Origin of the sequence: Pseudomonas sp. SMN5 (genome assembly GCF_052041925.1) — a bacterium.
Taxonomy (GTDB): Bacteria; Pseudomonadota; Gammaproteobacteria; order Pseudomonadales; family Pseudomonadaceae; genus Aquipseudomonas.
Genome location: NZ_JBKGGX010000036.1, coordinates 23,374 through 49,333, shown reverse-complemented (window position 1 = coordinate 49,333; position 25,960 = coordinate 23,374). Strand labels below are relative to the sequence as shown.

Sequence of the window (25,960 nt, the reverse complement as noted above, 5' to 3'; positions counted from 1 at the left end):
GGCAGGACCCCCCTTGTTGTGTTTTTTGGGGGGGGGTTGTGGGAACCCCCCCCCCAGGGCGATCAGCGTTGCGTGGCAGGCGTGCCCTGGGCTGCGCCTTGCTCGCGTGGAGCCGATTGGCTTGGGCTGGTCGGCCAGGCCTTCAGGTCCAGGTCCAGATCGGTGAATTTGCTGGAATCGAACACTGGTTGCTTGACGCCGGCGCGGCGCTGCTCGTCGTAGTCGCGCATCACGCGCAGGCCGACCTTGAACAACATGGCCAGGGCCATCAAGTTGACGAAGGCCAGGCAGGTCATGGTGATGTCGGCGAAGGCGAACACGGTCGAAAGATCCTGCATCGAACCCCATACCACCAGCGCCAGAACCAGGCCGCGGAAAACCATCAGCACGACGCGGTTGCGGCTGAGGAACTGCAGGCTGTTCTCGCCCAGGTAGTAGTTATAGAGGATGCAGGTGAAGACGAACAGCGACAGCGCGACGCTGACGAACACGCGTCCCCAGTCACCGACCACGGCGGCCAGCGAGTTCTGGGTCAGGACGATGCCGTCACCTTCGAAGCCCGGGGTGTAGAAGCCCGACAGCAGGATCAGCAGCGCGGTGCAGGTGCAGATCACGAAGGTGTCGAGGAACACGCTGAAGGCCTGGACCACGCCCTGGGCGCCCGGGTGCTTCACGGCGGCCACGGCGGCGACGTTCGGCGCACTGCCCAGGCCCGCTTCGTTGGCGAACACGCCACGCTTCACGCCCATCACGATGGCGCTGCCGAGCAGGCCGCCGAAGGCTGGGTCGAGGCCGAAGGCGCTCTTGAAGATGGTTTCCAGCATGGCTGGCACGTGTTCGATCTGGGTGCCGATCACGTACAGGGTCACGCCGATATAGGCCAGGGTCTTGATCGGTACCAGTAGGTCGGACACTGCGGCGATGCGTTTGATGCCGCCGATGAAGGTGATGGCCAGCAGCACCGCCAGGACGATACCGGTGTGGCGTGGATCGAAGGCAAAGGCGTTCTGCAGCGAGTGAGTCACGGTGTAGGACTGCAGGCCGATGAAGGCGAAGCCGTAGGTGACCAGCAGCAGGATGGAGAACACCACCGCCATGCCTTTCAGCTTCAGGCCGTGCTGGATGTAGTAGGCCGGACCGCCGCGGTACAGGCCGTCGCCGTCGGCGCGCTTGTAGACCTGGGCCAGGGTGCATTCGAAGAAGCTGCTGGACATGCCCACCAGTGCGGTGACCCACATCCAGAACACAGCGCCCGGGCCGCCGAGGGTCACGGCGATGCCGACACCGGCGATGTTACCGGCGCCGACGCGACCGGCGAGGCTCAGCATCAGGGCCTGGAACGAGCTCAGCTGGCCTGCCTGGCCGTGAAGGGACTCTTTGAAGACACTGAACATGTGGCCGAAATGGCGGAACTGGACGAAGCGCGAGCGGATCGTGAAGTAGCTACCGAGTCCCACAATAAGCAGGATCAGCACTTTCCCTGAGAGGAAGTCGTTGATGACTTCGAGCATGAGTATTCCTCGCTGTTTTTTGTTTAAGCAAATACTGGCCATTTGGAAACATCGCGTTACATTGGTCGGCGAGCGACACAACAGGCGAGGCGATGTTTCGTCCCGGACCACTTCGCGGGTTTGTTATTAGTTCGGGTTTCGCATGTGTTGGGCCTCGTTACCGACGACCGCTCACGCGAAGAGGGGCGGCACTATACCGATCAGTGCGGTGCCCGTCTGCACGGTTGTGGTGCGTCCGACGAAACGGACCTTTTGCAACACCTGGCCTTTCGGTCAGGTTCTTGTGGGAGCGAGCCTGCTCGCGATGGCTGGCGACACGGTTTTTTCCAACGGCAGCGCGTCATCGTTCATCGCGAGCAGGCTCGCTCCCACAGGTTCAGGCATCCTCGATTGACAGCTTTCAATTAAAAAAAAGGGCTTGGGGAAGGTCCCCAAGCCCTCAAAAGGTGAGAGGTGTCTAGTCCCTCGACCTGGTGAGCAATGGTCGCGTCGATCACGCTTTGAGCGGGACCAGACGCGGAGCGATCATGTTTTCCGGGCGCAGGATGTCGTCGAGCATGGCGTCGTCGAGCAGACCTTCTTCGCGCACCAGTTCCAGCACGCCGCGGCCGCTTTCCAGGGCAACACGGGCGATGCGGGTGGCGTTTTCATAGCCGATGTACGGGTTCAGGGCAGTGACCAGGCCGATGGAGTGTTCGACCAGTTCGCGGCAGCGCGCTTCGTTGGCGGTGATGCCGACGATGCAGTGTTCGCGCAGCATGTCCATGGCCCGTTGCAGCAGGCGGATCGAGTCGAAGATCTTGAAGGCGATCAGCGGCTCCATCACGTTCAGCTGCAGTTGGCCGCCTTCGGCCGCCATGGTCAGGGCCAGGTCGTTGCCGATGATCTGGAACGCCACCTGGTTGACCGCTTCCGGGATCACCGGATTGACCTTGCCGGGCATGATCGAGCTACCTGGCTGGCGAGCCGGCAGGTTGATTTCATTGATGCCGGTACGCGGCCCGCTGGACAGCAGGCGCAGGTCGTTGCAGATCTTCGACAGCTTGACCGCGGTGCGCTTGAGCATGCCGGAGAACAGCACGAAGGCGCCCATGTCGGAGGTGGCTTCGATCAGGTCGGCAGCCGGGACCAGTGGCTGGCCGCTGATGGTTGCCAGGCGCTGCACGGCCAGGGCCTGGTAGCGTGGGTCGGCGTTGATGCCGGTGCCGATGGCGGTACCGCCCAGGTTCACTTCGGTCAGCAGTTCAGGCGCCAGGGACTTCAGGCGCGCCAGGTCTTCGCTCAGGGTGGTGGCGAAGGCGCGGAATTCCTGGCCGAGGGTCATCGGCACGGCGTCTTGCAGTTGGGTACGTCCCATTTTCAGGACGTGGCTGAATTCCTCACCCTTGGCGGCGAACGCCTGGATCAGGCTGTCGAGACTGGCCAGCAACGCATCGTGACCCAGCAGCAGACCCAGGCGGATCGCGGTCGGGTAGGCGTCGTTGGTGGACTGCGCCATGTTCACGTCGTTGTTGGGGTGCAGGTACTGATATTCGCCTTTCTGGTGGCCCATGGCCTCCAGCGCGATGTTGGCGATGACTTCGTTGGCATTCATGTTGGTCGACGTGCCGGCGCCGCCCTGGATCATGTCCACCACGAACTCTTCATGGAAATCGCCGCGGATCAATCGTGCACAGGCTTCGCTGATGGCTGCGTGCTTGGCTTCGCTGAGCTGGCCCAGCTCGCGGTTGGCGTCAGCGGCGGCTTGCTTGACCATGGCCAGGCCGACCACCAGCTTGGGGTAATGCGAGATCGGGACGCCGGAGAGACGGAAGTTGTTTACCGCTCGTAGGGTCTGGATGCCGTAGTACGCTTGCGCCGGTACTTCGAGTACGCCAAGCAGGTCTTTTTCTGTGCGGAAAGATGCAGCGGAGGACATGATAGAAATCATCTCGATAAGGACCCGGTCTGAGCCGGAACGCTGCGAATCCTAGGCCTGGATAGAAATTTGGGCCAATGCTGTTAAACACTGGCCTATGCAGATTCGGCATAATGCCGGTGTGACGCCGACGGTGCGGCGAACGTGTGACCTGTTTTGGTGCGTCGGGAGGTTGTATGAATCTTGAAAGCAAGTGGCTCGAGGACTTCAGTGCCCTGGCCGCGACCCGGAGTTTCTCCCAAGCGGCTGAACGGCGCTTCGTGACGCAGCCGGCGTTCAGCCGACGCATCCGCAGCCTTGAAGCGGCGCTGGGCCTGACGCTGGTCAACCGTTCCCGCACGCCCGTCGAGCTGACGGCAGCGGGGCAGTTGTTCCTGGTGACGGCGCGCACGGTGGTGGAGCAGTTGGGCGAGGTGTTGCGTCACTTGCATCACCTGGAAGGCGGACAGGGCGAGGTGATCCAGGTGGCAGCCGCGCATTCCCTGGCGCTGGGTTTTTTCCCACGCTGGATCGCGCAGTTGCGCAACGACGGGATGAACATCGCCACGCGGCTGGTGGCGACCAACGTCGGCGATGCCGTGCACGCCCTGCGCGAGGGCGGCTGCGACCTGATGCTGGCCTTCTACGATCCGGATTCGGCGATGCAGATGGATCCTGAGATTTTCCCATCCCTGCACCTGGGACAGACCGAAATGCTCCCGGTCTGCGCCGCCGATGCCGGTGGCAAACCGTTGTTCGACCTCGAAGGTGAAACCAGCGTGCCATTGCTGGCCTACAGCGCTGGGGCGTTCCTCGGGCGTTCGGTCAACCAGTTGTTGCGCCAGCGAGCGCTGCGGTTCACCACGGTCTACGAGACGGCCATGGCCGACAGCCTCAAGAGCATGGCCCTGGAAGGCCTGGGCATCGCCTGGGTGCCGCACCTGAGCGTGCGCGCCGAACTGGCCAGGGGCGAGCTGGTAATCTGCGGCGGGGCGCAATGGCACGTGCCGCTGGAGATCCGCCTGTATCGCTGCGCCTTGGTGCGCAAGGCCAATGTGCGGCTGCTGTGGCGCAAGTTGGAGGGTGGGGTGGCACAGGGTGTCTCCCATTCTTGATAACGACACATACCCCCTGTGGGAGCGAGCCTGCTCGCGATAGCGGTGGGTCAGCCTGCATCGATGTTGCTGATCCGACGCCATCGCGAGCAAGCTCGCTCCCACAAAGGGAATTGCGGTGTGCTGCCGCTGACCTTCGGGTCAATAAAATCGCCGTTTAACCGCAAATGACAGATGGTCGCGACAGGGGCTGTTTATCTGCTTCATTGCGGTATACTGCGCGGCCTTCGGCCGGTCCAGATCGGCCATTATTCGTACAACAAGCCACGCCGGTTTCCCGCGTGGCTTGTTGTTTTTTGACGCGCCTGCGGGCGCCCAGAGAGAAGAGGCACGTTGATGAGTGCATTGGTTGGCGTGATCATGGGCTCCAAGTCCGACTGGTCCACCCTTAGCCACACCGCCGATATGCTGGAAAAGCTCGGCATTCCCTACGAGGTGAAAGTGGTGTCTGCCCACCGCACCCCGGACCTGCTGTTCCAGTACGCCGAGGAAGCCGAGGCCCGTGGCATCGAGGTGATCATCGCCGGTGCCGGTGGCGCGGCTCACCTGCCTGGCATGTGTGCGGCCAAGACCCACCTGCCAGTATTGGGCGTGCCGGTGCAGTCGTCGATGCTCTCGGGCGTCGATTCGCTGCTGTCGATCGTACAGATGCCGGCCGGTATCCCGGTCGCGACCCTGGCCATCGGCAAGGCCGGTGCGATCAACGCAGCCCTGTTGTCGGCAAGCATCCTGGGCGCCAAGCACCCACAGTTCCATACCGTGCTGAAAAAATTCCGCGCTGAGCAGACAGACAGCGTCCTGGACAATCCAGACCCACGCATTGCCTGAGGTGGTTGACGAATGAAGATCGGTGTAATCGGTGGCGGCCAGTTGGGTCGCATGTTGGCCCTGGCAGGTACGCCGCTGGGGATGAACTTCGCTTTCCTGGACCCGGCGCCGGACGCCTGCGCTGCCGCGCTGGGTGAACACCTGCGAGCCGACTACGGTGACCAGGATCACTTGCGTCAGTTGGCCGATGAAGTCGATCTGGTGACCTTCGAGTTCGAAAGCGTCCCGGCCGAAACCGTGGCCTTCCTGTCGCAATTCGTCCCGGTCTACCCCAGCGCCGAAGCCTTGCGCATCGCCCGTGACCGCTGGTTCGAAAAGAACATGTTCAAGGACCTGGGCATCCCCACGCCTGCTTTCGCCGACATCCAGTCCCAGGCCGACCTGGACGCCGCCGTCGCCGCGATCGGCTTGCCGGCGGTGCTGAAGACCCGGACCCTGGGTTATGACGGCAAGGGCCAGAAAGTCCTGCGCAACCCTGAAGACGTGGTCGGTACGTTCGCCGAACTGGGCAGCGTGGGTTGCCTGCTGGAAGGCTTCGTGCCGTTCACCGGGGAGGTCTCGCTGATTGCCGTGCGCGCTCGTGACGGTGAAATCCGTTTCTACCCGCTGGTGCACAACACCCATAAGGACGGCATCCTCAAGCTGTCCGTCGTCAGCACCGACCATCCGCTGCAGGCCCTGGCCGAGGACTATTCGAGCCGGGTGCTCAAGCAGCTCGATTATGTCGGCGTCATGGCGTTCGAGTTCTTTGAAGTGGACGGGGGCCTCAAGGCCAACGAAATCGCGCCACGGGTACACAACTCCGGACACTGGACCACCGAAGGTGCCGAATGCAGCCAGTTCGAAAACCACCTGCGGGCGGTGGCCGGGCTGCCGCTGGGCTCGACCGCCAAGGTCGGTGAAAGCGCGATGCTGAACTTCATCGGCAAGGTGCCGGACACCGAGAAGGTCCTGACAATCGCCGACTGCCATCTGCACCATTACGGCAAGGCGTTCAAGGCCGGGCGCAAGGTGGGTCACGCCAACCTGCGCTGTGCTGACCGGGCGACCCTGGCCCAGCAGATCATCAAGGTCGAGACGCTGATCGCCGAGCAATAATCTGCAACATGGTTGGAACCATTCGTCGGTCGAATTCTCTCATGGCAAGGTGCCAAAGCCCGACTAGGCTTTGGCATAAGCTTCTCAAACGAACGGGGAATTGCCATGGGAATCATTGGAACCATCTTCATCGGCCTGATCGTCGGCCTGCTGGCGCGCTTCCTTAAACCGGGCGATGACAGCATGGGTTGGATCATGACCATCCTGCTGGGTATCGGCGGTTCGCTGGCAGCCACCTACGGCGGCCAGGCCCTGGGCATCTACCAGGCTGGCCAGGGCGCGGGCTTCATCGGTGCCCTGGTGGGCGCGATCGTGCTGCTGGTGATCTACGGCCTGATCAAAAGAAACTGATTCAATTGCGACAAAGCCCTCTGCTCGCGGCGCGTGCAGGGGGCTAGAATGCCCGGCGTTTCACTTTTCACTCATTGCCGAGCCCTCTCATGCGCCGTCTAGTGTTGACCCTTCTTCTGTTGAGCGGTGGCCTGGTCCACGCCGCCGAACTGCCGGAAACCGATTGGCTCGAACTGATGCCCAAATCGGACCAGAAAGCTCTCGAAGCCATGCCCGAGATCGACCACAACTCCCCCGAGGCCGACGGCACATTCACTAATAAAGGTGGCCTGAAGCAGAGCAAAGGCTTGCCGGCGGTGATGTATTCGACCAAGACCGTGGCGTCGATGAACGACAAGCACATCCGCATCGGCGGCTACCCGGTGCCCCTGGAGACCGACGCCAAGGGCCGCAGCACCCTGTTCTTCCTGGTGCCATACCCCGGCGCCTGCATCCACGTCCCGCCACCGCCGCCCAACCAACTGGTGCTGGTGCGCTATCCCAAGGGGCTGAAGCTGGACGACATCTACACGCCGCTGTGGGTGACCGGCACGCTGAAGATCGAAAAGGTCGACAACGACTTGGCGAGCGCGGCGTATGCGCTGGATGCAGAGAAGGTGAGGGTGGTGCAGGAAGCGGATTTGTAAGCGCGGGATTTGCCCGACACAGATCCCCTGTGGGAGCGAGCTTGCTCGCGATGGCGGTGTATCAGTCACAATCATGTGGCTGACATTCCGCCATCGCGAGCAAGCTCGCTCCCACAGGTTTGTCAGTGTGGCTTAGAGCGGCTTGCTACCGATACTCACGCCAAGGGTGTGGCTGGCCTCAGGCAACAGCGTTACCACATCCTCCATCACATTCGCCGTCTCGATGCACAGCATCCGTTGCCAGCCATCATCGGCCATGTCACTGAACGCCTTGGCGCGTTCGATCCAGGGATTCCAGATCACCGCCGAACGCGAGCCACTGCTGGTCAGTTCAATCCGGCGCCCCCACTGCGGGTCAACGATGCTCAGGACGGGCGGAGTTTCGAGGTAAATACGGTCGGTCTCGCCGGCAAAGTGCAGGTGGCCTGTTTGAGCGACGGTTTTCCAGTCGTCCAGGGTTTCGATATAGCGCAGGCCATCCACCCCTTCGACATGCACGTTGCGTACGTCGCTCACGGCGAAATAACTGTGCAGCGCCTGGCTCAAGGTGACGGTTTCGCTGCCCCGGTTATGGCTGGTGAGGCGGATGTGCAGCTGCTCGTCCATCACGATGGTCAGGCTCAGGTCCACCTGATGCGGCCAGCCCGAGAGGCCGTTTTCGGGGTAGGGCAGGACGAATTCCACTGCCAGGCTTTCGCCTTGGGTCTGGATGCCTTTGAGTTCCCAGTCCATCGCTCGCACCAGTCCGTGGGCGGTGGCCGGGTCGTTGCTCACCCGCATGGCCTGGACGCTCTCGGGGTTGCGGGTCAGGTTACCGAACCACGGCCAGCAGACCGGTACACCGGCACGGATGCTTTTGCCGGCTTTGAACGTGGCCTGGTCGTTAAGCCAGATCAGCGGCGGCTGGCCGTCGACCTGATAGCTGAGGATATGCGCGCCTTGCTGGGCCACCAGCAACTCGGCCTGGCCGTGGCGGATGCGCCAGGCGTTCAGTTCATCCAGTTTGACGGCTTCGACGTTGGGCGTAGGCATGTTGCATTCTCGCTCGGGAACAGGAACTGCAATGGACCACAAAACGGTCGCCGTGTTTAACGGGCGCGTGGCGGGACCGAACGCGTGCGACCGCTGCCGTCGATGGCGACGAAGACAAACACCGCCTCGGTCACTTTGCGCCATTCGCTGGACAGCGGATCGTCGCTCCAGACCTCGACCATCATCTGGATCGAGCTGCGGCCGATTTCCAGGGCCTGGGTATAAAAGGAAAGCTGCGCACCCACCGCCACCGGCACCAGGAACGCCATGCGATCGATCGCCACGGTGGCGACGCGCCCGCCCGCTACCTTGCTGGCCATGGCCGTGCCGGCCAGGTCCATTTGGGACACCAGCCAGCCGCCGAAAATATCGCCAAAGCCGTTGGTCTCACGCGGGAGTGCGGTGATTTGCAGGGCCAGGTCGCCTTGCGGGATTGGATCTTCTTGTTCGAGCTCTATCATGCCGAGGGGCCTCTGACCCGTAACTCTGTCTTGTGCTTCAGGGTGAACAGCCGTCTTTGAAAAAAACGATTCATCCCGAACATGCCAGGTTCTTCACGTTTTTCGTCAAGGCGTGCCAAGGGATACTCTGCGAAACCGGCTGGACTTGTACTACACCACCAACGGCGTTTTCGCACAGCAACCCCTTACAGAGTGTTGCAAGGTTGCGAGTATATCGGGCGATAGGCGTCGCGACGACCATTGGGTTCCGATTTCGGCTGTCAATCACGCGCCTCTATGTGCTTTTTCGAACAATTTGCTATCGTGCCGGACCTGCCCAGGCCCCAACCCGTTTGCCAGGGTTGCAGAAACTACTATAAGAGAAGTCCTTGCCATGACCCTTGCGCCTTCGAGCACGGCGACGCCATCCCAACCCGCACGACCGTTGACCCGGAACGATTACAAGACCTTGTCGCTGTCGGCCTTGGGTGGCGCGCTGGAGTTCTACGATTTCATCATTTTCGTGTTCTTTGCCACCGTGGTCGGCAAATTGTTCTTCCCCGCCGACATGCCCGAATGGCTGCGCCTGATGCAGACCTTCGGTATTTTCGCCGCCGGCTACCTGGCCCGGCCGCTGGGCGGGATCATCATGGCCCACTTCGGCGACCTGCTGGGACGCAAGAAGATGTTCACCCTGAGCATTTTCATGATGGCGGTACCCACCCTGATCATGGGCCTGCTGCCCACCTATGCGCAGATCGGCATGTGGGCGCCGATGTTGCTGCTGTTGATGCGGGTCATCCAGGGCGCGGCCATCGGCGGCGAAGTGCCGGGTGCCTGGGTATTCGTTTCCGAACACGTTCCGGCGCGGCACATCGGCTACGCCTGCGGCACGCTGACTTCGGGTCTGACGGCCGGGATCCTGTTGGGCTCGCTGGTGGCGACCGCCATCAACAGCATTTATACCCCGGTGGAAGTGGCGGACTACGCCTGGCGGATCCCGTTCCTGCTGGGCGGTGTGTTCGGCCTGTTCTCGGTCTACCTGCGTCGCTGGCTGCACGAGACCCCGGTGTTCGCCGAGTTGCAATTGCGCAAGGCCCTGGCCGAGGAAGTGCCGTTGCGGGCGGTGCTGCGTGACCATCGTGGCGCTATCGCCATTTCGATGCTGCTGACCTGGCTGCTGTCCGCCGCCATCGTGGTGTTGATCCTGATGACCCCGACTGTGTTGCAAACGGTTTATCACTTTGCGCCGACCACCGCGTTGCAATCCAACAGCGTGGCGATCGTGCTCTTGAGCGTTGGCTGCATCCTCGCCGGTGTGCTGGCGGATCGCTTCGGCGCCGGACGCGTCTTCGTGTTTGGTTGCGCGGCGTTGCTGGCCAGTTCCTGGACCTTCTACCACAGCCTGGCCGACCACCCCGGCTGGCTGTTCCCGATGTATGCCCTCACCGGTCTGCTGGTGGGTACCATCGGTGCAGTCCCGTATGTCATGGTCAAGGCCTTCCCGCCGGTCGTGCGTTTCAGCGGGTTGTCGTTTTCCTACAACGTTGCCTACGCCATTTTCGGCGGCCTGACGCCGATGATCGTCAGCCTGTTGCTCAAGGAAAGTCCGATGGGGCCGGCGTATTACGTGGCGATCCTGTGTGGGATGGGGATTGTGGTGGGGGCGTATCTCTGGAAGAAGGGGCGCTAGGCACCGAGTCTTTCATCGGCTTTACCGGCCTCATCGCGAGCAGGCTCGCTCCCACAATGGTTCTGCGCACACCGCAAACCCCTGTGGGAGCGAGCCTGCTCGCGATTAGGGGCATCACGAATCATCCTGCAAAACTCAATGCTGGCCTTTCATCCAATTGTCATATTTCAGCCATAGAGTGTTCACACGGCTTACCGATACTTGGCCGACTTAACACACCCTATCTGCTAGGAGTAAGGCATGAAACTGAAGCGTTTGATGGCGGCAATGACGTTTGTCGCTGCTGGCGTCGCGACTGCCCACGCGGTTGCCGCTGTTGACCCTGCGATCCCGAGCTACACCAAGACCACTGGTGTATCGGGCAACCTGTCCAGCGTCGGCTCCGATACCCTGGCCAACCTGATGACCTTGTGGGCCGAGAACTACAAGAAAGAATACCCGAACGTAAACATCCAGATTCAAGCCGCCGGTTCCTCCACCGCGCCGCCCGCCCTCACCGAAGGCACCGCCAACCTGGGCCCGATGAGCCGCAAGATGAAGGACAACGAACTGCAAGCCTTCGAGCAGAAGTACGGCTACAAGCCAACCGCTATCCCGGTGGCCGTGGACGCCCTGGCCGTCTTCGTGCACAAGGACAACCCGATCCAGCACCTGACCATGGAACAGGTCGATGCGATCTTCTCGTCCACTCGCCTGTGCGGTGGTAAAGCCGATGTGAAAACCTGGGGCGACCTGGGTGTGACCGGCGACCTGGCCAACAAGCCGGTGCAACTGTTCGGTCGTAACTCGGTATCCGGCACCTACGGCTACTTCAAGGAAGAAGCCCTGTGCAAAGGCGACTACAAGCCTAACGTCAACGAACAACCAGGCTCGGCTTCGGTCGTGCAGTCGATCAGCTCCTCGCTGAACGGCGTCGGTTACTCGGGCATCGGCTACAAGACCGCCAGCGTGAAAACCGTGGCCCTGGCCAAGAAAGGCAGTTCCGAGTTCATCGAAGACACCGAAGAAAACGCACTGAACGGCAAATACCCGCTGTCGCGTTTCCTCTACGTGTACGTCAACAAGGCGCCGAACAAGCCGCTGGCCCCGCTGGAAGCCGAGTTCGTGAAGCTGATCCTGTCTAAGCAAGGCCAGGAAGTCGTGGTCAAGGACGGCTACATCCCACTGCCAGCCAAGGTAGCCGCCAAGGCCCTGGCTGATCTGGGCCTGTCCGAAGGCGGCAGCGTCGCCAAGAAGTAACACCTGAGCCCGGGCCAATGCCCGGGCTTTCTGTGGGAGTGAGGTTACTCCCACAGACACTAATTTCCTGTCCGCTGCCGGTTTCCACGGGCGGCGGATTTGTTGCGTCACTGCATTGTCATCTTTCTGTCATACAGGATCGCTAGGGTGTGCGCATGAATGATCTGGCCAATTCCCCAATGACTACGACTTCCCCTCCCAAGCGCATTGACTTCAATACGCCTGAGCTGCAACGCAAGCGCCGCATCCGTGCGCTCAAGGATCGCCTGACCCGCTGGTACGTGCTGGTGGGCGGCCTCGCCGTCCTGGCGGCCATCACCCTGATTTTTTTCTTCCTGGCCTACGTGGTGCTTCCGCTCTTCCAGGGCGCTGAGCTGACCCGCAAGGACTCGATCACCCCGGCCTGGATGCAGGACGCCGGCAAGCCCCTGATGGTAGCCATCGAAGAGCAGAACCAGGTCGCCATGCGGGTTTCCGACAAAGGCCAGGCGTTGTTCTACAACCTCGACAGCGGTGCCGAACTGCGTCGTGTCGACCTGCCGATTCCGGCCGGCACCAACGTGGTGTCCATCGGTGAAGACCAGCCCGGCAGCCCGCTGGTGGCAATCGGTCTGTCCAACGGCCAGGCGGTGGTGTTCCGTCACACCTACAAAGTCAGCTACCCGGACGGCAAGAAGACCATCACGCCGGCCGTTGAATACCCCTACGGCGAGTCGCCGATCACGCTGAACGAGCAAGGCGCGCCGCTGGAGCACGTCAGCCTCAACGCCACCGATTCGACCCTGCTGCTGGCCGGGTCCAGCGGTGCCCAACTGCACGTCCTGTCGCTGACCAGCGAAGAAAACATGATGACCGGCGAGGTCACCAGCGAGCAGACCCGCATCGAGCTGCCGCAGATGACGGAGCCGGTGAAGAACATCTTCGTCGACCCGCGCCAACAGTGGCTGTATGTAGTCAACGGGCGTGCCCAGGCCGACGTGTTCAGCCTGCGCGACAAGAGCCTCAACGGCCGTTACAAGCTGTTGGAAAACGCCGACGCCCAAGTCACCGCCGCGGCCCAGCTGGTGGGCGGCATTTCGCTGATCGTCGGCGACTCCAAGGGTGGCCTGTCCCAATGGTTCATGGCCCGCGATCCTGACGGCGACCAGCGCCTGAAGCAGATCCGCACCTTCCAGATGGGCACCACGCCGATCGTGGAAATCACCGCCGAAGAACGCCGCAAAGGCTTCGTCGCCCTCGATGCGGCCGGTAAGCTCGGCGTATTCCACAGCACTGCCCACCGCACCTTGCTGGTGGACCAGGTGGTCGATGGCCAGGGTGTGTTCGGCATGTCGCCGCGGGCCAACCGGCTGATCGTCGAGCAGGGCGGCAAGTTGCAACCGCTGCTGCTGGACAACCCGCATCCGGAAGTCTCCTGGAGCGCGTTGTGGAGCAAGGTCTGGTACGAAAACTATGACGAGCCTAAATACGTCTGGCAATCGACCGCCGCCAACACCGACTTCGAACCCAAGCTGAGCCTTTCGCCGCTGACTTTCGGTACGCTGAAGGCTGCGTTCTACGCGATGTTGCTGGCGGCGCCGCTGGCAGTTGCGGCCGCGATCTACACCGCCTACTTCATGGCCCCGGGCATGCGCCGCAAGGTCAAACCGGTGATTGAGCTGATGGAAGCGATGCCGACGGTGATCCTCGGCTTCTTCGCCGGCCTGTTCCTGGCGCCGTATGTCGAAGGTCACTTGCCGGGCATCTTCAGCCTGCTGATGTTGCTGCCGATCGGCATCCTGGTGGCCGGTTTCGTCTTCAGCCGCTTGCCTGAATCCGTACGCCTGAAAGTGCCGGATGGTTGGGAAAGCGCGCTGCTGATCCCGGTGATCCTGTTCGTCGGCTGGCTCTCACTGTACATGAGCCCGTACATGGAAGCCTGGTTCTTCGGCGGCGACATGCGCATGTGGATCTCCCATGACCTGGGCATCACCTACGACCAGCGCAACGCCCTGGTGGTCGGCCTGGCGATGGGCTTCGCGGTCATCCCGAACATCTATTCCATCGCCGAAGACGCCGTGTTCAGCGTGCCCCGCGGCCTGACCCTGGGCTCCCTGGCCCTCGGTGCCACGCCGTGGCAGACCATGACCCGCGTGGTGATCCTCACCGCCAGCCCGGGTATTTTCTCGGCGCTGATGATCGGCATGGGCCGTGCGGTGGGCGAAACCATGATCGTGCTGATGGCCACCGGCAACACGCCGGTCATGGAAATGAACCTGTTCGAAGGCCTGCGCACCCTGGCGGCCAACGTCGCGGTGGAGATGCCCGAGTCGGAAGTCGGCGGCAGCCACTACCGCGTGCTGTTCCTCTCGGCGCTGGTGCTGTTGCTGTTCACCTTCGTCATGAACACCCTCGCCGAGCTGATCCGTCAGCGTCTGCGCAAGAAATATTCGTCGCTTTAAGAAAGGTAGAAGTCTGTGAAACAGAACTCCCTGAAAGGATGGTTCAAGAGCGGCGCCCCTGGCGTCTGGATCAGCGGTGGCGCGGTGTCCATCGCGGTGATCATGACCATTGGCCTGCTGGCGGTAATCGCCGTGCGCGGCCTGGGCCACTTCTGGCCGGCGGACCTGATCCACGCCAACTACAACGTGCCGGGCATGCCCGCGCATTTGGTGGTGGGCGAAGTGGTGCAGAAGGAAGAAGTGCCACGTGAACGTCTCAAAAGCGCCGGCCTGCCGGTGCCGGACGAAGGCCCTGAGTTCATGACCCGCGAACTGGTCAAGGTCGGCAACCGTGACCTCAACGGCACTGACTTCACCTGGATCGTCGGTGACTGGTTGAGCAACCAGACCACGCCGCCGGAGCTGATGGCCATCGAGCGTCGTGAGTGGGGCAACTTCTACGGCTACCTGGTCAACGTCAAGCAGGATGGCAAGGTCATCGCCGAAGGCGAGGCCGCCTGGCCGGAACTGCAGGCCCGCGTACAGCGCGTCAACCAGCTGGCTGCCGAGCTCAAGACCCTGGAAAAAGTCGACATCGGTTCGATCAACGCCGGCCTGGAGCGCGTGCGTCTGCATGGTCGCAAGCTGGAACTGGACGGCAAGCTCGATGCCGCCGCCCAAGCCGACATGGACAGCGAGCGCGCCGAACTCAACGCCCGTTACAAGGAGGTTGAAGCGCGCCTGGCCGAGCTGCACGCTCAGTTCAACCGCGACAGCCTGACCGCCCGCGACGCCAACGGCAAGGAAGTGGAGATCGGCATCGGCAAGGTGGTGCACGCCTACCAGCCGAACGCCATGGGCACCTTTACCAAGCTCGGTTTCTATTTCAGCAAGGTCTGGGAATTCCTCAGCGACGACCCACGTGAAGCCAACACCGAAGGCGGTATCTTCCCGGCGATTTTCGGCACAGTGATGATGACCCTGATCATGGCGATGATCGTGACGCCGTTCGGCGTGCTGGCGGCGGTTTACCTGCGTGAATACGCCAAGCAGAACACCTTGACCCGAGTCATCCGGATCGCGGTCAACAACCTGGCGGGTGTCCCGGCGATTGTCTACGGCGTGTTCGGCCTGGGCTTCTTCGTGTACGTGCTGGGTGGCTCGCTGGACCGGCTGTTCTTCCCCGAAGCGCTGCCGGCACCGACCTTCGGTACGCCGGGCCTGCTCTGGGCGTCGTTGACCCTTGCATTGCTGGCGGTGCCGGTGGTGATCGTGGCGACGGAAGAGGGTTTGGCGCGAATCCCGCGAACCGTACGCGAAGGTTCCCTGGCGCTGGGTGCGACCAAGGCCGAGACCTTGTGGAAAATCGTCCTGCCGATGGCGAGCCCGGCGATGATGACCGGCATGATCCTCGCCGTGGCCCGCGCCGCCGGTGAAGTGGCCCCGCTGATGCTGGTGGGCGTGGTGAAACTGGCGCCGTCGCTGCCGCTGGATGGCAACTATCCCTACGTGCACCTGGACCAGAAGATCATGCACCTGGGCTTCCATATCTACGACGTCGGCTTCCAGAGCCCGAACGTCGAGGCGGCGCGGCCACTGGTCTACGCCACGGCGCTGTTGCTGGTGCTGGTGATCGCCATATTGAACCTCTCGGCGGTGTGGATCCGTAACCATCTGCGGGAAAAGTACAAGGCGTTGGATAGCTAACAGCCAATAGCTACAAGCGGCAAGCTAGAAGCCGCTTTTGCCCAAACTTGCAGCTTGCAGCTCAAAGCTTGCAGCTACGAACGGAGTGAGCCCATGCAACACGAAGCACATACACACGGCATCAACATGTCGGCCCTGGGTCGCGACAAGCAGAGCCTGAACCTGGCCGAGGAAACCGTCGCCATTGAAGTGCCGGGCCTGAGCCTGTTCTACGGCCAGAAGCAGGCGCTGTACGACGTCAGCCTGAACATCCCGAAGCAGCGCGTCACCGCGTTCATCGGCCCGTCGGGTTGCGGCAAGTCGACCTTGCTGCGCACGTTCAACCGCATGAACGACCTGGTGGACGGTTGCCGCGTCGAAGGCGAGATCAACCTCTACGGCAACAACATCTACCGCAAGGGCGAGGACGTGGCCGAGCTGCGTCGTCGCGTCGGCATGGTGTTCCAGAAGCCCAACCCGTTTCCCAAGACCATCTACGAGAACGTGGTCTACGGCCTGCGCATCCAGGGCATCAACAAGAAGCGCATTCTCGACGAAGCCGTGGAGTGGGCGCTCAAGGGCGCGGCGCTGTGGGATGAGGTCAAGGACCGCCTGCATGACTCGGCCCTGGGCCTGTCGGGCGGTCAACAACAACGTCTGGTGATCGCCCGCACCATCGCCGTGGAGCCGGAAGTGCTGCTGCTCGACGAACCCTGCTCGGCCCTGGACCCGATCTCGACGCTGAAAGTCGAAGAGCTGATCTACGAGCTCAAGTCCAAGTTCACCATCGTCATCGTGACCCATAACATGCAACAGGCGGCGCGGGTTTCGGACTACACCGCGTTCATGTACATGGGCAAGCTGGTGGAGTTCGGCGACACCGACACCCTGTTCACCAATCCGGCGAAGAAGCAGACCGAAGACTACATCACCGGCCGCTACGGCTAGCGGCAGCTGCGAGCCGCAAGCTTCTAGCGGCAAGTAAAGGCAGTTCAGCGTAACGACACACATCAGCTTGCAGCTTGAAGCTTGCAGCTCACAGCTTTTGCGGAGCAAAACCATGATTTCGAAGGAAGGCCTTACTCATCACATTTCCGCACAGTTCAACGCCGAGCTGGAGGAAGTGCGCAGCCATCTGCTGGCCATGGGCGGGCTGGTGGAAAAGCAGGTCAACGACGCGGTGACCGCGCTGATCGAGGCCGACTCCGGCCTGGCCCAGCAGGTGCGCGAGATCGATGACCAGATCAACCAGATGGAGCGCAACATCGATGAAGAGTGCCTGCGGATCCTGGCCCGTCGTCAACCGGCGGCTTCCGACCTGCGTCTGATCATCAGCATTTCCAAGTCGGTGATCGACCTTGAGCGAATCGGCGACGAAGCCACCAAGATCGCTCGTCGTGCCATCCAGTTGTGCGAGGAAGGCGAGGCGCCGCGTGGTTACGTCGAGGTCCGTCACATCGGCGACCAGGTACGCAACATGGTCCGCGACGCATTGGACGCCTTTGCCCGGTTCGATGCCGACCTGGCACTTTCCGTGGCTCAGTACGACAAGATCATCGACCGCGAATACAAGACCGCCCTGCGCGAGCTGGCGACCTACATGATGGAAGACCCGCGCTCCATCTCCCGGGTGTTGAGCATCATCTGGGTGCTGCGTTCGCTGGAGCGTATCGGCGATCATGCGCGCAACATCTCGGAACTTGTGATCTACCTGGTGCGTGGCACCGACGTACGGCACATGGGCCTGAAGCGAATGAAGGAAGAAGTTGAGGGCACCCCGTCCGAAACCCCTAATGTTCCGGTTGAAACTGACGATAAGTAGGATTGCCAAGAAAAGCGCCCGGCCTTCTGGTCGGGCTTTTTTTTGGGTTTTTTTTAACCGAATGCAGCACCCCGTGAACGAGAAGTCCCGGCGTGACTGAAGGTTTTTGGCAATGTGCCATCAGTAAAAGCGGTATGCTTGCCGGGATTTTTTAGAGGTGTATCTGGATGAGTAAGGTCAGTGTATTGGTCGTGGACGATGCGTCGTTCATTCGTGACCTGGTGAAGAAATGCCTGCGCAATTATTTCCCGGGCGTGCGCATCGAAGATGCGGTGAACGGCAAGAAAGCCCAGGCGCTGCTGGCGCGCGAAGCGTTCGACCTGGTGCTGTGCGACTGGGAAATGCCGGAAATGTCCGGCCTTGAACTGCTGACCTGGTGCCGCCAGCAGGATAACCTCAAGGGCATGCCGTTCGTGATGGTTACCAGTCGCGGCGACAAGGAAAACGTAGTCCAGGCGATCCAGGCCGGCGTATCCGGCTATGTCAGCAAGCCCTTCACCAACGAGCAATTGCTGACCAAGGTCAAGCAGGCCCTGCACAAGGTTGGCAAGCTCGACACCTTGATGAACAGCGCCCCGACCAAGATGAATTCGGCGTTCGGCAATGACTCCCTCAGCGCCCTGACCGGCGGCAAGGCAGCCCCGGTCGCCGCTGCCGCACCTGCTGTGAATCCAGTCGCCAGGCCCGCAGCGGTGGCCGCCGCGCCGGCGGGTGGCTTGCTCAACAGCCCACCCGTCAAGGCCCCGGCTGCAACGCCGGCGGGCAATCGTGGCCAGGGCCAGTTGCGCCTGTCCAGCGGGACCCAGGCCTGCGTGATCAAGGCCTTGAGCCTCAAGGAAGCGCTGTTGGTGGTCAAGCGCAGCGACGCCCTGCCACAAGTGCTCGAAAGCGCGGTGCTGGACATGGAGCAGGGCGACAACGCCGAAACCGCGCGTCTCAATGGCTACCTGCACGCCGTCGTCGCCCATGAGCAAACGCCTGACAGCGAATGGTTGCAACTGACGTTCCGCTTCGTCGACAAAGACCCGCAGAAGCTCGACTACATCTCCCGCCTGATCGCCCGCGGCACCGCCCAGAAGCACTTCGTGCCGGGTGCCTGATCGGCGGCGCCTGCTGGTCCGTCATCGCGAGCAGGCTCGCTCCCACAGGGGGTCTTCGTTACGACGGGATCAGTGTGGGAGCGAGCCAGCTCGCGATGAGGCCGTCACATTCCACATCGCGTTCTGATTCACTTTTGAAACATCTGTCGACTACGCTGGTCCATCCCAGCTGCTAGGCTGCTGTGCAGGCCTTCATTTTTCGACAGAACCTTTGCCCATGCTCGCGCCCTTGTTGTTCGCCTGCGGTCTTGTCCTGGCCTCCACCTCGGCCATGGCCATGACCATCTACAAATCCACCGATGCCCATGGTGTCGTCTCCTATAGCGACCGTCCCAGCAAGGGCGCCCAGGTCTTCGTCTTTCGCGATCGCATGGTCGAGCATCTGGAGCGTCAGGTGTTTCTCGATATCAAGAAGCAAAAGGGCGCGGACGCGGTATATGTGCGCAATGATCTTTACGCGCCGGTGGAAATAGAGCTGAGTTTCGCCGACCTGCGTAATGTCAGTGGGGCACCGAGCCGGCCGATCCGCAGGGTGCTGCCGGCACGCAGCAACCTGCGCCTGGCGCTGCTTACGGCCACCCAGCCCGGTAGGCCGCTGGTGTATACCCCACGGTTCGAATATTCCCTGGGCGACCCTGCCGGTACGGCGCAGGCCTATCGCTACCCGCTGCCGTGGCGCGGTGGGCCGTTCCGGCTGAGTCAGGGGGCGAACGGTCAATACAGCCACTACGGACCGAAGAACCGCTATGCCATGGACATTGCCATGCCCGAGGGCACACCGATCATCGCGGCGCGGGGCGGCGTGGTGATCAAGACCGAAAACCGGCAGACCGGTCGGGGCGACGATCCGTCAGGCAATTTCGTACGGGTGCTGCACGACGACGGGACCATGGGCGTCTACCTGCATCTGCAGAAGGGTTCAGTAAGCGTGCGTGAAGGACAGCGGGTGGGCGTGGGCACGCCGTTGGCGCTGTCGGGCAACACCGGCAACAGCTCCGGCCCGCACCTGCATTTCGTGGTGCAGCGCAATACCGGGTTGGGGCTGGTGTCGATTCCCTATCAGTTCAACCAGCCAGTGGGGGAGTTGCCTAATTTTGCGGTGGGCAAGCAGTGATGCCATCGCGAGGCTCTTGTGGCGAGGGAGCTTGCTCCCGCTCGGTCGGTCCGACGCCTCGGGCGAAGCAGTCGTCGCTTTAGGGCCGCTTCGCGACCCAGCGGGAGCAAGCTCCCTCGCCACAGGTCTGCGTGTTCCCGCCTGAAAAAGCGTTCCCCTGTGGGAGCGAGCCTGCTCGCGATGGCCGCGCCGCCGACCCTCGGTCAACCACTCAATCGAGCATCAACACCTTCGCCAGGATGATCTTCGGCCCTTTCATCTTCTTGATGATGATCCGCAGGCCTTCGACTTCCAGCACTTCTTCCTCTTCCGGTACGCGCTTGAGGGTCTCGTAGACCAGCCCGGCCAGGGTCTCGGCCTCGACGTGGTCCAGGTCGATGCCGAGCAAGCGCTCGACCTTGAACAACGGCGTGTCGCCACGCACCAGCAGCTTGCCCGGCTGGTAGGCCAGGATGCCGCGTTCGGCCTTGCGGTGTTCATCCTGGATGTCGCCCACCAGCACCTCCAGCACGTCTTCCATGGTCAGGTAGCCGATGATGTTGCCATCGGCTTCCTCCACCACTGCGAAGTGCGAGCCACCCTTGCGGAACTGTTCCAGCAGCTGTGACAGCGGCATGTGCCTGGACACGCGCTCCAAGGGACGGGTCAGTTCGGCGAGGTTGAACGACTCGGGGATGTGGTCCAGGGCCGCCAGTTCCAGCAGCAGGTCCTTGATGTGCAACAGGCCGACGAACTCCTGGCGCTCGCTGTCGTACACCGGATAACGGCTGAATTTGTGGCGACGGAACATCGCCAGGATTTCCTTGAGCGGCGCGTTGAATTCCAGCGTCACCAGATCTTCCCGGGAGTTGGCCCAGTCCACCACTTCCAGCTCACCCATCTCCACGGCCGAGGCCAGCACACGCATGCCCTGGTCGCTGGGGTCCTGGCCCCGGCTGGAGTGTAGGATCAGCTTGAGTTCTTCCCGGCTGTAATGATGCTCGTGATGCGGGCCGGGCTCGCCTTGGCCGGCGATGCGCAGGATGGCATTGGCGCTGGCGTTGAGTAGGTAGATCGCCGGGTACATGGTCCAGTAGAACAGGTACAGCGGCACGGCCGTCCATAGCGACAACAGTTCGGGTTTGCGGATCGCCCAGGATTTGGGCGCCAGCTCGCCGACCACGATGTGCAGGTAGGAAATGATGAAGAACGCCGTGAAGAACGAAACCGCCTTGATCACCTCCGGTGACTGCACGCCCACCGCGCCCAGCAACGGTTCGAGAATGTGCGCAAAGGCGGGCTCGCCGACCCAGCCCAGGCCGAGGGAGGCCAGGGTGATACCCAGCTGGCAGGCGGACAGATAAGCGTCGAGCTGGCTGTGGACGGTACGCAGGATGTGTCCGCGCCAGCCGTTCTGCTCGGCGATGGTCTCGACCCGGGTCGAGCGCAGCTTGACCATGGCAAATTCGGCCGCAACGAAGAAACCGTTGAGCAGAACCAGGAGAAAAGCGAAAAGAATCATGCCGAATTCGGCGAAGAGTGAAACGAGGGACAAGCCAGGGGAAGGGTCCATGATGGGGTTTTGCGGGTTCCGTAGAGTCGTAAGGTTAGAAAATGAGCACCTGAAAAGGCAGGCGCAAGTCAGCCAATGTAGCGGCTGACTCCGCAGTTGCCTAGAGGTGAATGCGGGTCGGTATCAATCGGCGGAGCTGGCAAGACGGGCGCGAACCACTTGGGCCGGGGCGAAATGGCAGGTGAACGTGCTGCCGTGGCCGGGCACGCTGCTGATCTCCATGCGCCCGCGATGCCGCAGCAGCACATGCTTGACGATCGCCAGGCCCAGCCCGGTGCCGCCGGTGTTGGAGTTGCGGCTGGAATCGACGCGGTAGAAGCGTTCGGTCAGGCGCGGCAAGTGTTTGGCATCGATGCCGATGCCTGAATCGCGCACGCTCAGGTGCGCGCCTTGCTCGTCACCCCACCAGCGCACGTGGATCCGGCCTTGCTCTGGCGTGTATTTGACCGCGTTGAACACCAGGTTGGAAAACGCGCTGCGCAGTTCCGCCTCGCTGCCTTTGAGCTGCACCGCCGGGTCGGCTTCCAGGGTGATGGTCTGTTGCTTGGTGCCGGACAGTTCCTGGGCGTCTTCGCGGATGATCTGCAACAGATCGTCGATGAGCACCGGCTGATTGTCCGACGGGTAATCGGTGGCTTCCAGCTTTGCCAGCAGCAGCAAATCGTTGAGCAGCGTCTGCATGCGCCCGCTTTGCTGGTGCATCTGCTGCAAGGCACGGCTCCAGCGTGGGTTCACTTCCTCGACGTTGTCGAGCAGGGTCTCCAGGTAACCGCAGATCACCGTCAGCGGTGTGCGCAGTTCGTGGGACACGTTGGCGATGAAGTCCTTGCGCATCTGTTCCAACTGATGGATGCGAGTCACATCCCGCACCAGCATCAAGTGCTCGTTGTTGCCGTAGCGGGTGATGTACAGCTGGATTCGCAGCCGATCATTGGTGGGCGAAGGAATTTCCAGCGGCTCGGCGTAGCTGTCCTGCTCGAAATATTCCTTGAAGCGCGGATGACGCACCAGGTTGGTCACCGGCTGACCGCTGTCCTGGGGCGTCTTGAGCCCGAGCAGGGTTTCGGCGGCACGGTTCCACCATTCCAGGTTGCCATCGCTGTCGAGCATGATCACGGCGTCTTTCAGCGCGGCGGTGGATTCCTGGACCCGGTCGATCACCGCTTGCAGGCGCCCGCGAACGCGCTGGTCGCGGCGTTGCAGGTGATAGATGCTGTCGAACACGTCGCCCCACAGGCCGTAGCCGTCGGGTGGGGCTTCGTCGGGTTGATGCAGGCGCAGCCATTCATGCAGGCGCAGCAACTGCTTGAGGGTCCAGGCCAGGTAGAGCCCCAGCCCCGCGGCCAGGCTCCAGCCGTAATAACCACTGATCAGGCCGATCAGCAAACAGCCGGTCACCAGCAACAACATGTGGCGAATCAGGGTGCCATGCCAGTTTTGGTTCACGGGGCTTCCTTTGGAAGCAGCTAAAAGCTGCAAGCTTTAAGCTGCAAGTTTGAAACGGGTCGGTGGTGGATCTTGCTCTTACTTGCAGCTTGTAGCTTGAAACTCGCTGCTGCTTTTCTCAGGCCTTGGTGGAGAAACGATAGCCGGTGCCGCGCACGGTTTGTACCAGATTCTCATAGGCATCGCCGAGGGCCTTGCGCAGGCGGCGGATGTGTACGTCCACGGTGCGTTCCTCGACATACACGTTGCCGCCCCAGACCTGGTCCAGCAGTTGGCCGCGGGTGTAGGCGCGTTCCTGGTGAGTCATGAAAAATTGCAGCAGGCGGTATTCGGTCGGGCCCATCTCGGCGGGTCTGCCGTCGATGGTCACGCGATGGCTGATGGGGTCCAGCAGCAGGCCGCCGACTTCGATCGGCGCTTCGCCATCGGTCGGCCCGGCGCGGCGCAGCACGGCCTTCAGGCGCGCCACCAGCTCCCGAGGAGAGAACGGCTTGGTGATGTAATCGTCGGCACCGACTTCCAGGCCCTGGATCTTGTTGTCCTCTTCGCCCTTGGCGGTGAGCATGATGATTGGGATGTCACCGGTCAGCTCGTCACGCTTGAGACGCCGCGCCAGTTCGATGCCGGACGTACCGGGTAGCATCCAGTCCAGCAGGATCAGGTCGGGCTTGCGGTCGACGATGATGGCGTGGGCCTGTTGGGAGTTCTCTGCTTCCATGCAGTCATAGCCGGCCATCTCCAACGCAACGGCGATCATCTCGCGGATGGGCGCCTCGTCGTCGACGATCAGAATGCTCCTGCCAACCATGGGGTAATCCTCTTGTCATTTAACTGTCTTGCGCCGCATTAGATAACGGAATTATTGCAGTCGTGTGACAGTAATTTCATCGGCCGGCAGCGTGGGGGATCCTGGACTAAGCTTTGAGTCCGAATCCTGACAACCACAAAAGAAGGTTTCCATGACTTACTTCACCCAAACCACCAAGGCCCTGGCGTTGATGGCTGCCCTGGCACTGCCGGCCATGGCGTTCGCGGCTGAGCCGGCGATGGAAAAAGACGGGATGTTGACGGATCACAAAGGCATGACGTTGTACACGTTTGCCAAGGACGCGGCCGGCAAGTCGGCCTGCAACGACAAATGCGCGGCCAATTGGCCGCCGCTTATGGCTGACAGCGATGCCAAGTCCATGGGCGAATGGACCGTGATCACCCGTGACGATGGCAAGAAGCAGTGGGCCTACGATGGCAAGCCGCTGTACACCTTCGTCATGGACAAGAAGGCCGGGGATATGACCGGAGACGGCAAAATGGACGGCGCCTGGAAGGTTGCCAAGCCTGACTGACAAAACGCTGTTTGTGGCGAGGGAGCTTGCTCCCGCTGGGCTGCGAAGCGGCCCCCTCTTTTTGGGAGCGCTTCGCACTCCAGCGGGAGCAAGCTCCCTCGCCACGGTTCAATCTGCGCCTCAGCGCAACGCATAATCCAGCACAATCCCCACGAAAATCGCCAACCCGGCCCAGTGGTTGTGCAAGAACGCCTTGAAGCAGCGCATGCGGTCCTTGCCGCGGGTGTACCAGAACTCCCAAGCAAAGCACGCGGCAGCGGCCACCAGGCCCAGGTGGAACCAGCCACCGAGCTTGAACTGTGAGCCGGCCAGCAGCAGGCAACACAGGGCCAGGCCTTGCAGGGTCAGGATGATTACCCGGTCGGCATCGCCGAACAGGATCGCCGTGGACTTCACACCGATCCGTAAGTCATCGTCACGGTCGGTCATCGCGTAGTACGTGTCGTAGCCCACCGTCCACAGCAAGTTGGCGATGTACAGCAGCCACGCCGCCGCCGGCAAATGACCGGTTTCAGCAGTGAACGCCATCGGCATGCCCCAGGAGAATGCCGCGCCCAGCACCACTTGCGGGTAATAGGTGTAGCGCTTCATGAACGGGTAGGTACAGGCCAGTGCCAGCCCGCCGAGGGACAACAGGATGGTCGGCGCATTGGTGCACAGCACCAGCAGGAAACTGACACTCATCAGCAGGGCGAAGAACACCAGCGCTTCTTTCGAGCTGATCTTGCCGCTCACCAGCGGGCGTTGCTCGGTGCGCTTGACGTGGCCGTCCACCTTGCGGTCGGCCCAGTCATTGATCACGCAGCCACCGGCTCGGGTCAGCACCACGCCGAGGACGAAGATCACGATGTTGGCGAGGGAGGGTGAACCGTTGCCGGCAATCCACAGGGCCCAGAGCGTCGGCCACAGCAGCAGGTAAATGCCGATGGGCTTGTCCATGCGGGTCAGTTGCACGAAGTCCCAGGCCCGGGGGTTCAGGCGGTTCAGGGATTTGAGCAGTTGCAAGTACATCAGTCAGCCTCCGAATAGGCACGGGCGACGTTCCACAGGCGTGGCAGGAAAATTTCCGCCACCAGCACGCTCAACGCGCCGCGATCGAAGCGCGAACGGCGGCCCCAGAGTTCAGGGGCGCGTACCTCGAGCGGCAGCCACGGCTCGGGATAGTGGCAAACCTCGATGTCGCCGCGCTGGAACGCCTGATCGCAAAACAGCAGCTCCCCCAGGGAGCGGCTGCCCAGTTCATCCATCTGCAACCCGTCGCCCTGCAACGCACTACGCGCCGCTACACTGCGGGCGAATACCCACGGCTCGCCATGACCGCGCAGATACACTTCGCGGACCCAGCCTTCGCTGCCTTCCGGCAGGTCCAGCGCGGTGCATTCATCGCTGCGCAACGGCTGCCAACCTTCGAACAGCGGTGTCACGCTGAAGTGGTCGAGCGATAGAGCGGTCAGGCGCCGCGTCAGGGAGCCTTCGTCGAACAGCCAATCGAGTACCCCGGCATCGGGACGCGGCGCCAGCAGGTGCCGGGGCCGCCATTGAAGTGTAGGAAAAAGCGAATTTGTATGCGGCACAGAGGTCTTGAATGGCAGCAAATGAGGCGGCGAGCTTACCATGTCGGTCGAAGGTTTTGCCCGATTCAGCCCG

Annotated in this window: 23 protein-coding genes; 14 read left to right on the top strand and 9 right to left on the bottom strand. The window is 61.9% G+C overall.

What is annotated here, in order from left to right; genetic code table 11:
- Nucleotides 1-62: 62 nt before the first annotated feature.
- Nucleotides 63-1,511 carry an alanine/glycine:cation symporter family protein gene (locus ACLEJR_RS25220; protein WP_053150391.1) on the bottom strand — a complete coding sequence of 483 codons (1,449 nt, stop codon included), beginning with the start codon at nucleotides 1,509-1,511 and terminating at the stop codon, nucleotides 63-65.
- A gap of 493 nt (nucleotides 1,512-2,004) precedes the next feature.
- Nucleotides 2,005-3,429, bottom strand: a complete 1,425-nt coding sequence (gene aspA / locus ACLEJR_RS25215) for an aspartate ammonia-lyase (RefSeq protein ID WP_440798920.1) — start codon at nucleotides 3,427-3,429, stop codon at nucleotides 2,005-2,007.
- Between the two features lie 176 nt (nucleotides 3,430-3,605).
- On the opposite strand from aspA, the gene ACLEJR_RS25210 reads away from it, so the two are divergent.
- The 5 genes from ACLEJR_RS25210 (at nucleotide 3,606) to ACLEJR_RS25190 (ending at nucleotide 7,426) form a co-directional block, all read left to right on the top strand.
- Nucleotides 3,606-4,523 (top strand): LysR substrate-binding domain-containing protein, encoded by a 918-nt coding sequence (locus ACLEJR_RS25210; RefSeq protein ID WP_440817322.1) that lies wholly within the window; start codon nucleotides 3,606-3,608, stop codon nucleotides 4,521-4,523.
- Nucleotides 4,524-4,859: 336 nt separating this feature from the next.
- Complete coding sequence (purE, locus tag ACLEJR_RS25205; protein WP_003196369.1) at nucleotides 4,860-5,351, top strand: 5-(carboxyamino)imidazole ribonucleotide mutase; 492 nt, start codon at nucleotides 4,860-4,862, stop codon at nucleotides 5,349-5,351.
- A gap of 12 nt (nucleotides 5,352-5,363) precedes the next feature.
- Nucleotides 5,364-6,449 (top strand): 5-(carboxyamino)imidazole ribonucleotide synthase, encoded by a 1,086-nt coding sequence (locus ACLEJR_RS25200; protein ID WP_440798916.1) that lies wholly within the window; start codon nucleotides 5,364-5,366, stop codon nucleotides 6,447-6,449.
- 105 nt (nucleotides 6,450-6,554) lie between these two features.
- Nucleotides 6,555-6,800 (top strand): GlsB/YeaQ/YmgE family stress response membrane protein, encoded by a 246-nt coding sequence (locus tag ACLEJR_RS25195; protein WP_003187057.1) that lies wholly within the window; start codon nucleotides 6,555-6,557, stop codon nucleotides 6,798-6,800.
- 89 nt (nucleotides 6,801-6,889) lie between these two features.
- Nucleotides 6,890-7,426, top strand: coding sequence for a DUF3299 domain-containing protein (locus tag ACLEJR_RS25190; RefSeq protein ID WP_440817319.1), 537 nt, complete (start codon nucleotides 6,890-6,892; stop codon nucleotides 7,424-7,426).
- Between the two features lie 132 nt (nucleotides 7,427-7,558).
- Here ACLEJR_RS25190 and ACLEJR_RS25185 read toward each other — a convergent pair whose 3' ends face one another.
- Both ACLEJR_RS25185 and ACLEJR_RS25180 read right to left on the bottom strand, forming a co-directional pair.
- Entirely contained in the window at nucleotides 7,559-8,458 is a 900-nt protein-coding gene (locus ACLEJR_RS25185; protein WP_440817314.1) for a D-hexose-6-phosphate mutarotase, read from the bottom strand.
- Between the two features lie 56 nt (nucleotides 8,459-8,514).
- Nucleotides 8,515-8,919: an acyl-CoA thioesterase gene (locus ACLEJR_RS25180; RefSeq protein WP_003177184.1), complete on the bottom strand. Its 405-nt coding sequence runs from the start codon at nucleotides 8,917-8,919 to the stop codon at nucleotides 8,515-8,517.
- 373 nt (nucleotides 8,920-9,292) lie between these two features.
- On the opposite strand from ACLEJR_RS25180, the gene ACLEJR_RS25175 reads away from it, so the two are divergent.
- The 8 genes from ACLEJR_RS25175 (at nucleotide 9,293) to ACLEJR_RS25140 (ending at nucleotide 19,972) form a co-directional block, all read left to right on the top strand.
- On the top strand, nucleotides 9,293-10,591 hold the full coding sequence (locus ACLEJR_RS25175) for an MFS transporter (protein ID WP_440798911.1): 1,299 nt from the start codon (nucleotides 9,293-9,295) through the stop codon (nucleotides 10,589-10,591).
- Between the two features lie 240 nt (nucleotides 10,592-10,831).
- The gene (locus ACLEJR_RS25170; protein ID WP_440817311.1) at nucleotides 10,832-11,830 is read left to right on the top strand and encodes a phosphate ABC transporter substrate-binding protein PstS; all 999 of its coding nucleotides are present in this window, start codon (nucleotides 10,832-10,834) and stop codon (nucleotides 11,828-11,830) included.
- 407 nt (nucleotides 11,831-12,237) lie between these two features.
- Nucleotides 12,238-14,271 (top strand): ABC transporter permease subunit, encoded by a 2,034-nt coding sequence (locus ACLEJR_RS25165; RefSeq protein ID WP_440817324.1) that lies wholly within the window; start codon nucleotides 12,238-12,240, stop codon nucleotides 14,269-14,271.
- A gap of 15 nt (nucleotides 14,272-14,286) precedes the next feature.
- Entirely contained in the window at nucleotides 14,287-15,957 is a 1,671-nt protein-coding gene (pstA, locus tag ACLEJR_RS25160) for a phosphate ABC transporter permease PstA (protein ID WP_440798907.1), read from the top strand.
- Between the two features lie 93 nt (nucleotides 15,958-16,050).
- A complete protein-coding gene (gene pstB / locus ACLEJR_RS25155) occupies nucleotides 16,051-16,884 on the top strand; it encodes a phosphate ABC transporter ATP-binding protein PstB (RefSeq protein ID WP_440798905.1) in 834 nt (277 codons plus the stop codon).
- 112 nt (nucleotides 16,885-16,996) lie between these two features.
- Entirely contained in the window at nucleotides 16,997-17,758 is a 762-nt protein-coding gene (gene phoU / locus ACLEJR_RS25150) for a phosphate signaling complex protein PhoU (protein ID WP_440798903.1), read from the top strand.
- 167 nt (nucleotides 17,759-17,925) lie between these two features.
- Nucleotides 17,926-18,858, top strand: coding sequence for a response regulator (locus tag ACLEJR_RS25145; RefSeq protein ID WP_440817309.1), 933 nt, complete (start codon nucleotides 17,926-17,928; stop codon nucleotides 18,856-18,858).
- 217 nt (nucleotides 18,859-19,075) lie between these two features.
- Nucleotides 19,076-19,972: a peptidoglycan DD-metalloendopeptidase family protein gene (locus ACLEJR_RS25140; protein WP_440817306.1), complete on the top strand. Its 897-nt coding sequence runs from the start codon at nucleotides 19,076-19,078 to the stop codon at nucleotides 19,970-19,972.
- Nucleotides 19,973-20,183: 211 nt separating this feature from the next.
- Here the strand turns inward: ACLEJR_RS25140 and ACLEJR_RS25135 are convergent, their stop codons facing one another.
- From ACLEJR_RS25135 to phoB, 3 genes are all read right to left on the bottom strand, one after another.
- Nucleotides 20,184-21,524, bottom strand: coding sequence for a hemolysin family protein (locus ACLEJR_RS25135; RefSeq protein ID WP_440798896.1), 1,341 nt, complete (start codon nucleotides 21,522-21,524; stop codon nucleotides 20,184-20,186).
- Between the two features lie 123 nt (nucleotides 21,525-21,647).
- Entirely contained in the window at nucleotides 21,648-22,934 is a 1,287-nt protein-coding gene (phoR, locus tag ACLEJR_RS25130; RefSeq protein ID WP_440798950.1) for a phosphate regulon sensor histidine kinase PhoR, read from the bottom strand.
- Nucleotides 22,935-23,088: 154 nt separating this feature from the next.
- Nucleotides 23,089-23,778, bottom strand: a complete 690-nt coding sequence (gene phoB / locus ACLEJR_RS25125; RefSeq protein WP_440817304.1) for a phosphate regulon transcriptional regulator PhoB — start codon at nucleotides 23,776-23,778, stop codon at nucleotides 23,089-23,091.
- Nucleotides 23,779-23,929: 151 nt separating this feature from the next.
- On the opposite strand from phoB, the gene ACLEJR_RS25120 reads away from it, so the two are divergent.
- Entirely contained in the window at nucleotides 23,930-24,313 is a 384-nt protein-coding gene (locus ACLEJR_RS25120; protein ID WP_440798894.1) for a COG4315 family predicted lipoprotein, read from the top strand.
- 120 nt (nucleotides 24,314-24,433) lie between these two features.
- On the opposite strand, the gene ubiA is transcribed toward ACLEJR_RS25120, so the two are convergent.
- Entirely contained in the window at nucleotides 24,434-25,324 is an 891-nt protein-coding gene (ubiA, locus tag ACLEJR_RS25115; protein WP_440817303.1) for a 4-hydroxybenzoate octaprenyltransferase, read from the bottom strand.
- A complete protein-coding gene (locus ACLEJR_RS25110) occupies nucleotides 25,324-25,887 on the bottom strand; it encodes a chorismate--pyruvate lyase family protein (protein ID WP_440798890.1) in 564 nt (187 codons plus the stop codon). The genes ubiA and ACLEJR_RS25110 overlap by 1 nt, the downstream gene beginning before the upstream one ends.
- Between the last annotated feature and the right edge of the window lie 73 nt (nucleotides 25,888-25,960).

What these genes read in the sequence shown, in the direction of transcription:
- ubiA (WP_440817303.1), bottom strand. Translation starts at nt 25,324, where the DNA reads ATGTACTTGCAACTGCTCAAATCCCTGAACCGCCTGAACCCCCGGGCC.
- ACLEJR_RS25210 (WP_440817322.1), top strand. Translation starts at nt 3,606, where the DNA reads ATGAATCTTGAAAGCAAGTGGCTCGAGGACTTCAGTGCCCTGGCCGCG.
- ACLEJR_RS25190 (WP_440817319.1), top strand. Translation starts at nt 6,890, where the DNA reads ATGCGCCGTCTAGTGTTGACCCTTCTTCTGTTGAGCGGTGGCCTGGTC.
- purE (WP_003196369.1), top strand. Translation starts at nt 4,860, where the DNA reads ATGAGTGCATTGGTTGGCGTGATCATGGGCTCCAAGTCCGACTGGTCC.
- ACLEJR_RS25170 (WP_440817311.1), top strand. Translation starts at nt 10,832, where the DNA reads ATGAAACTGAAGCGTTTGATGGCGGCAATGACGTTTGTCGCTGCTGGC.
- ACLEJR_RS25120 (WP_440798894.1), top strand. Translation starts at nt 23,930, where the DNA reads ATGACTTACTTCACCCAAACCACCAAGGCCCTGGCGTTGATGGCTGCC.
- ACLEJR_RS25195 (WP_003187057.1), top strand. Translation starts at nt 6,555, where the DNA reads ATGGGAATCATTGGAACCATCTTCATCGGCCTGATCGTCGGCCTGCTG.
- aspA (WP_440798920.1), bottom strand. Translation starts at nt 3,429, where the DNA reads ATGTCCTCCGCTGCATCTTTCCGCACAGAAAAAGACCTGCTTGGCGTA.
- phoR (WP_440798950.1), bottom strand. Translation starts at nt 22,934, where the DNA reads ATGTTGTTGCTGGTGACCGGCTGTTTGCTGATCGGCCTGATCAGTGGT.
- ACLEJR_RS25135 (WP_440798896.1), bottom strand. Translation starts at nt 21,524, where the DNA reads ATGGACCCTTCCCCTGGCTTGTCCCTCGTTTCACTCTTCGCCGAATTC.
- ACLEJR_RS25220 (WP_053150391.1), bottom strand. Translation starts at nt 1,511, where the DNA reads ATGCTCGAAGTCATCAACGACTTCCTCTCAGGGAAAGTGCTGATCCTG.
- ACLEJR_RS25175 (WP_440798911.1), top strand. Translation starts at nt 9,293, where the DNA reads ATGACCCTTGCGCCTTCGAGCACGGCGACGCCATCCCAACCCGCACGA.
- ACLEJR_RS25185 (WP_440817314.1), bottom strand. Translation starts at nt 8,458, where the DNA reads ATGCCTACGCCCAACGTCGAAGCCGTCAAACTGGATGAACTGAACGCC.
- ACLEJR_RS25140 (WP_440817306.1), top strand. Translation starts at nt 19,076, where the DNA reads ATGCTCGCGCCCTTGTTGTTCGCCTGCGGTCTTGTCCTGGCCTCCACC.
- pstB (WP_440798905.1), top strand. Translation starts at nt 16,051, where the DNA reads ATGCAACACGAAGCACATACACACGGCATCAACATGTCGGCCCTGGGT.
- phoU (WP_440798903.1), top strand. Translation starts at nt 16,997, where the DNA reads ATGATTTCGAAGGAAGGCCTTACTCATCACATTTCCGCACAGTTCAAC.
- ACLEJR_RS25200 (WP_440798916.1), top strand. Translation starts at nt 5,364, where the DNA reads ATGAAGATCGGTGTAATCGGTGGCGGCCAGTTGGGTCGCATGTTGGCC.
- ACLEJR_RS25145 (WP_440817309.1), top strand. Translation starts at nt 17,926, where the DNA reads ATGAGTAAGGTCAGTGTATTGGTCGTGGACGATGCGTCGTTCATTCGT.
- ACLEJR_RS25180 (WP_003177184.1), bottom strand. Translation starts at nt 8,919, where the DNA reads ATGATAGAGCTCGAACAAGAAGATCCAATCCCGCAAGGCGACCTGGCC.
- ACLEJR_RS25165 (WP_440817324.1), top strand. Translation starts at nt 12,238, where the DNA reads ATGCAGGACGCCGGCAAGCCCCTGATGGTAGCCATCGAAGAGCAGAAC.
- phoB (WP_440817304.1), bottom strand. Translation starts at nt 23,778, where the DNA reads ATGGTTGGCAGGAGCATTCTGATCGTCGACGACGAGGCGCCCATCCGC.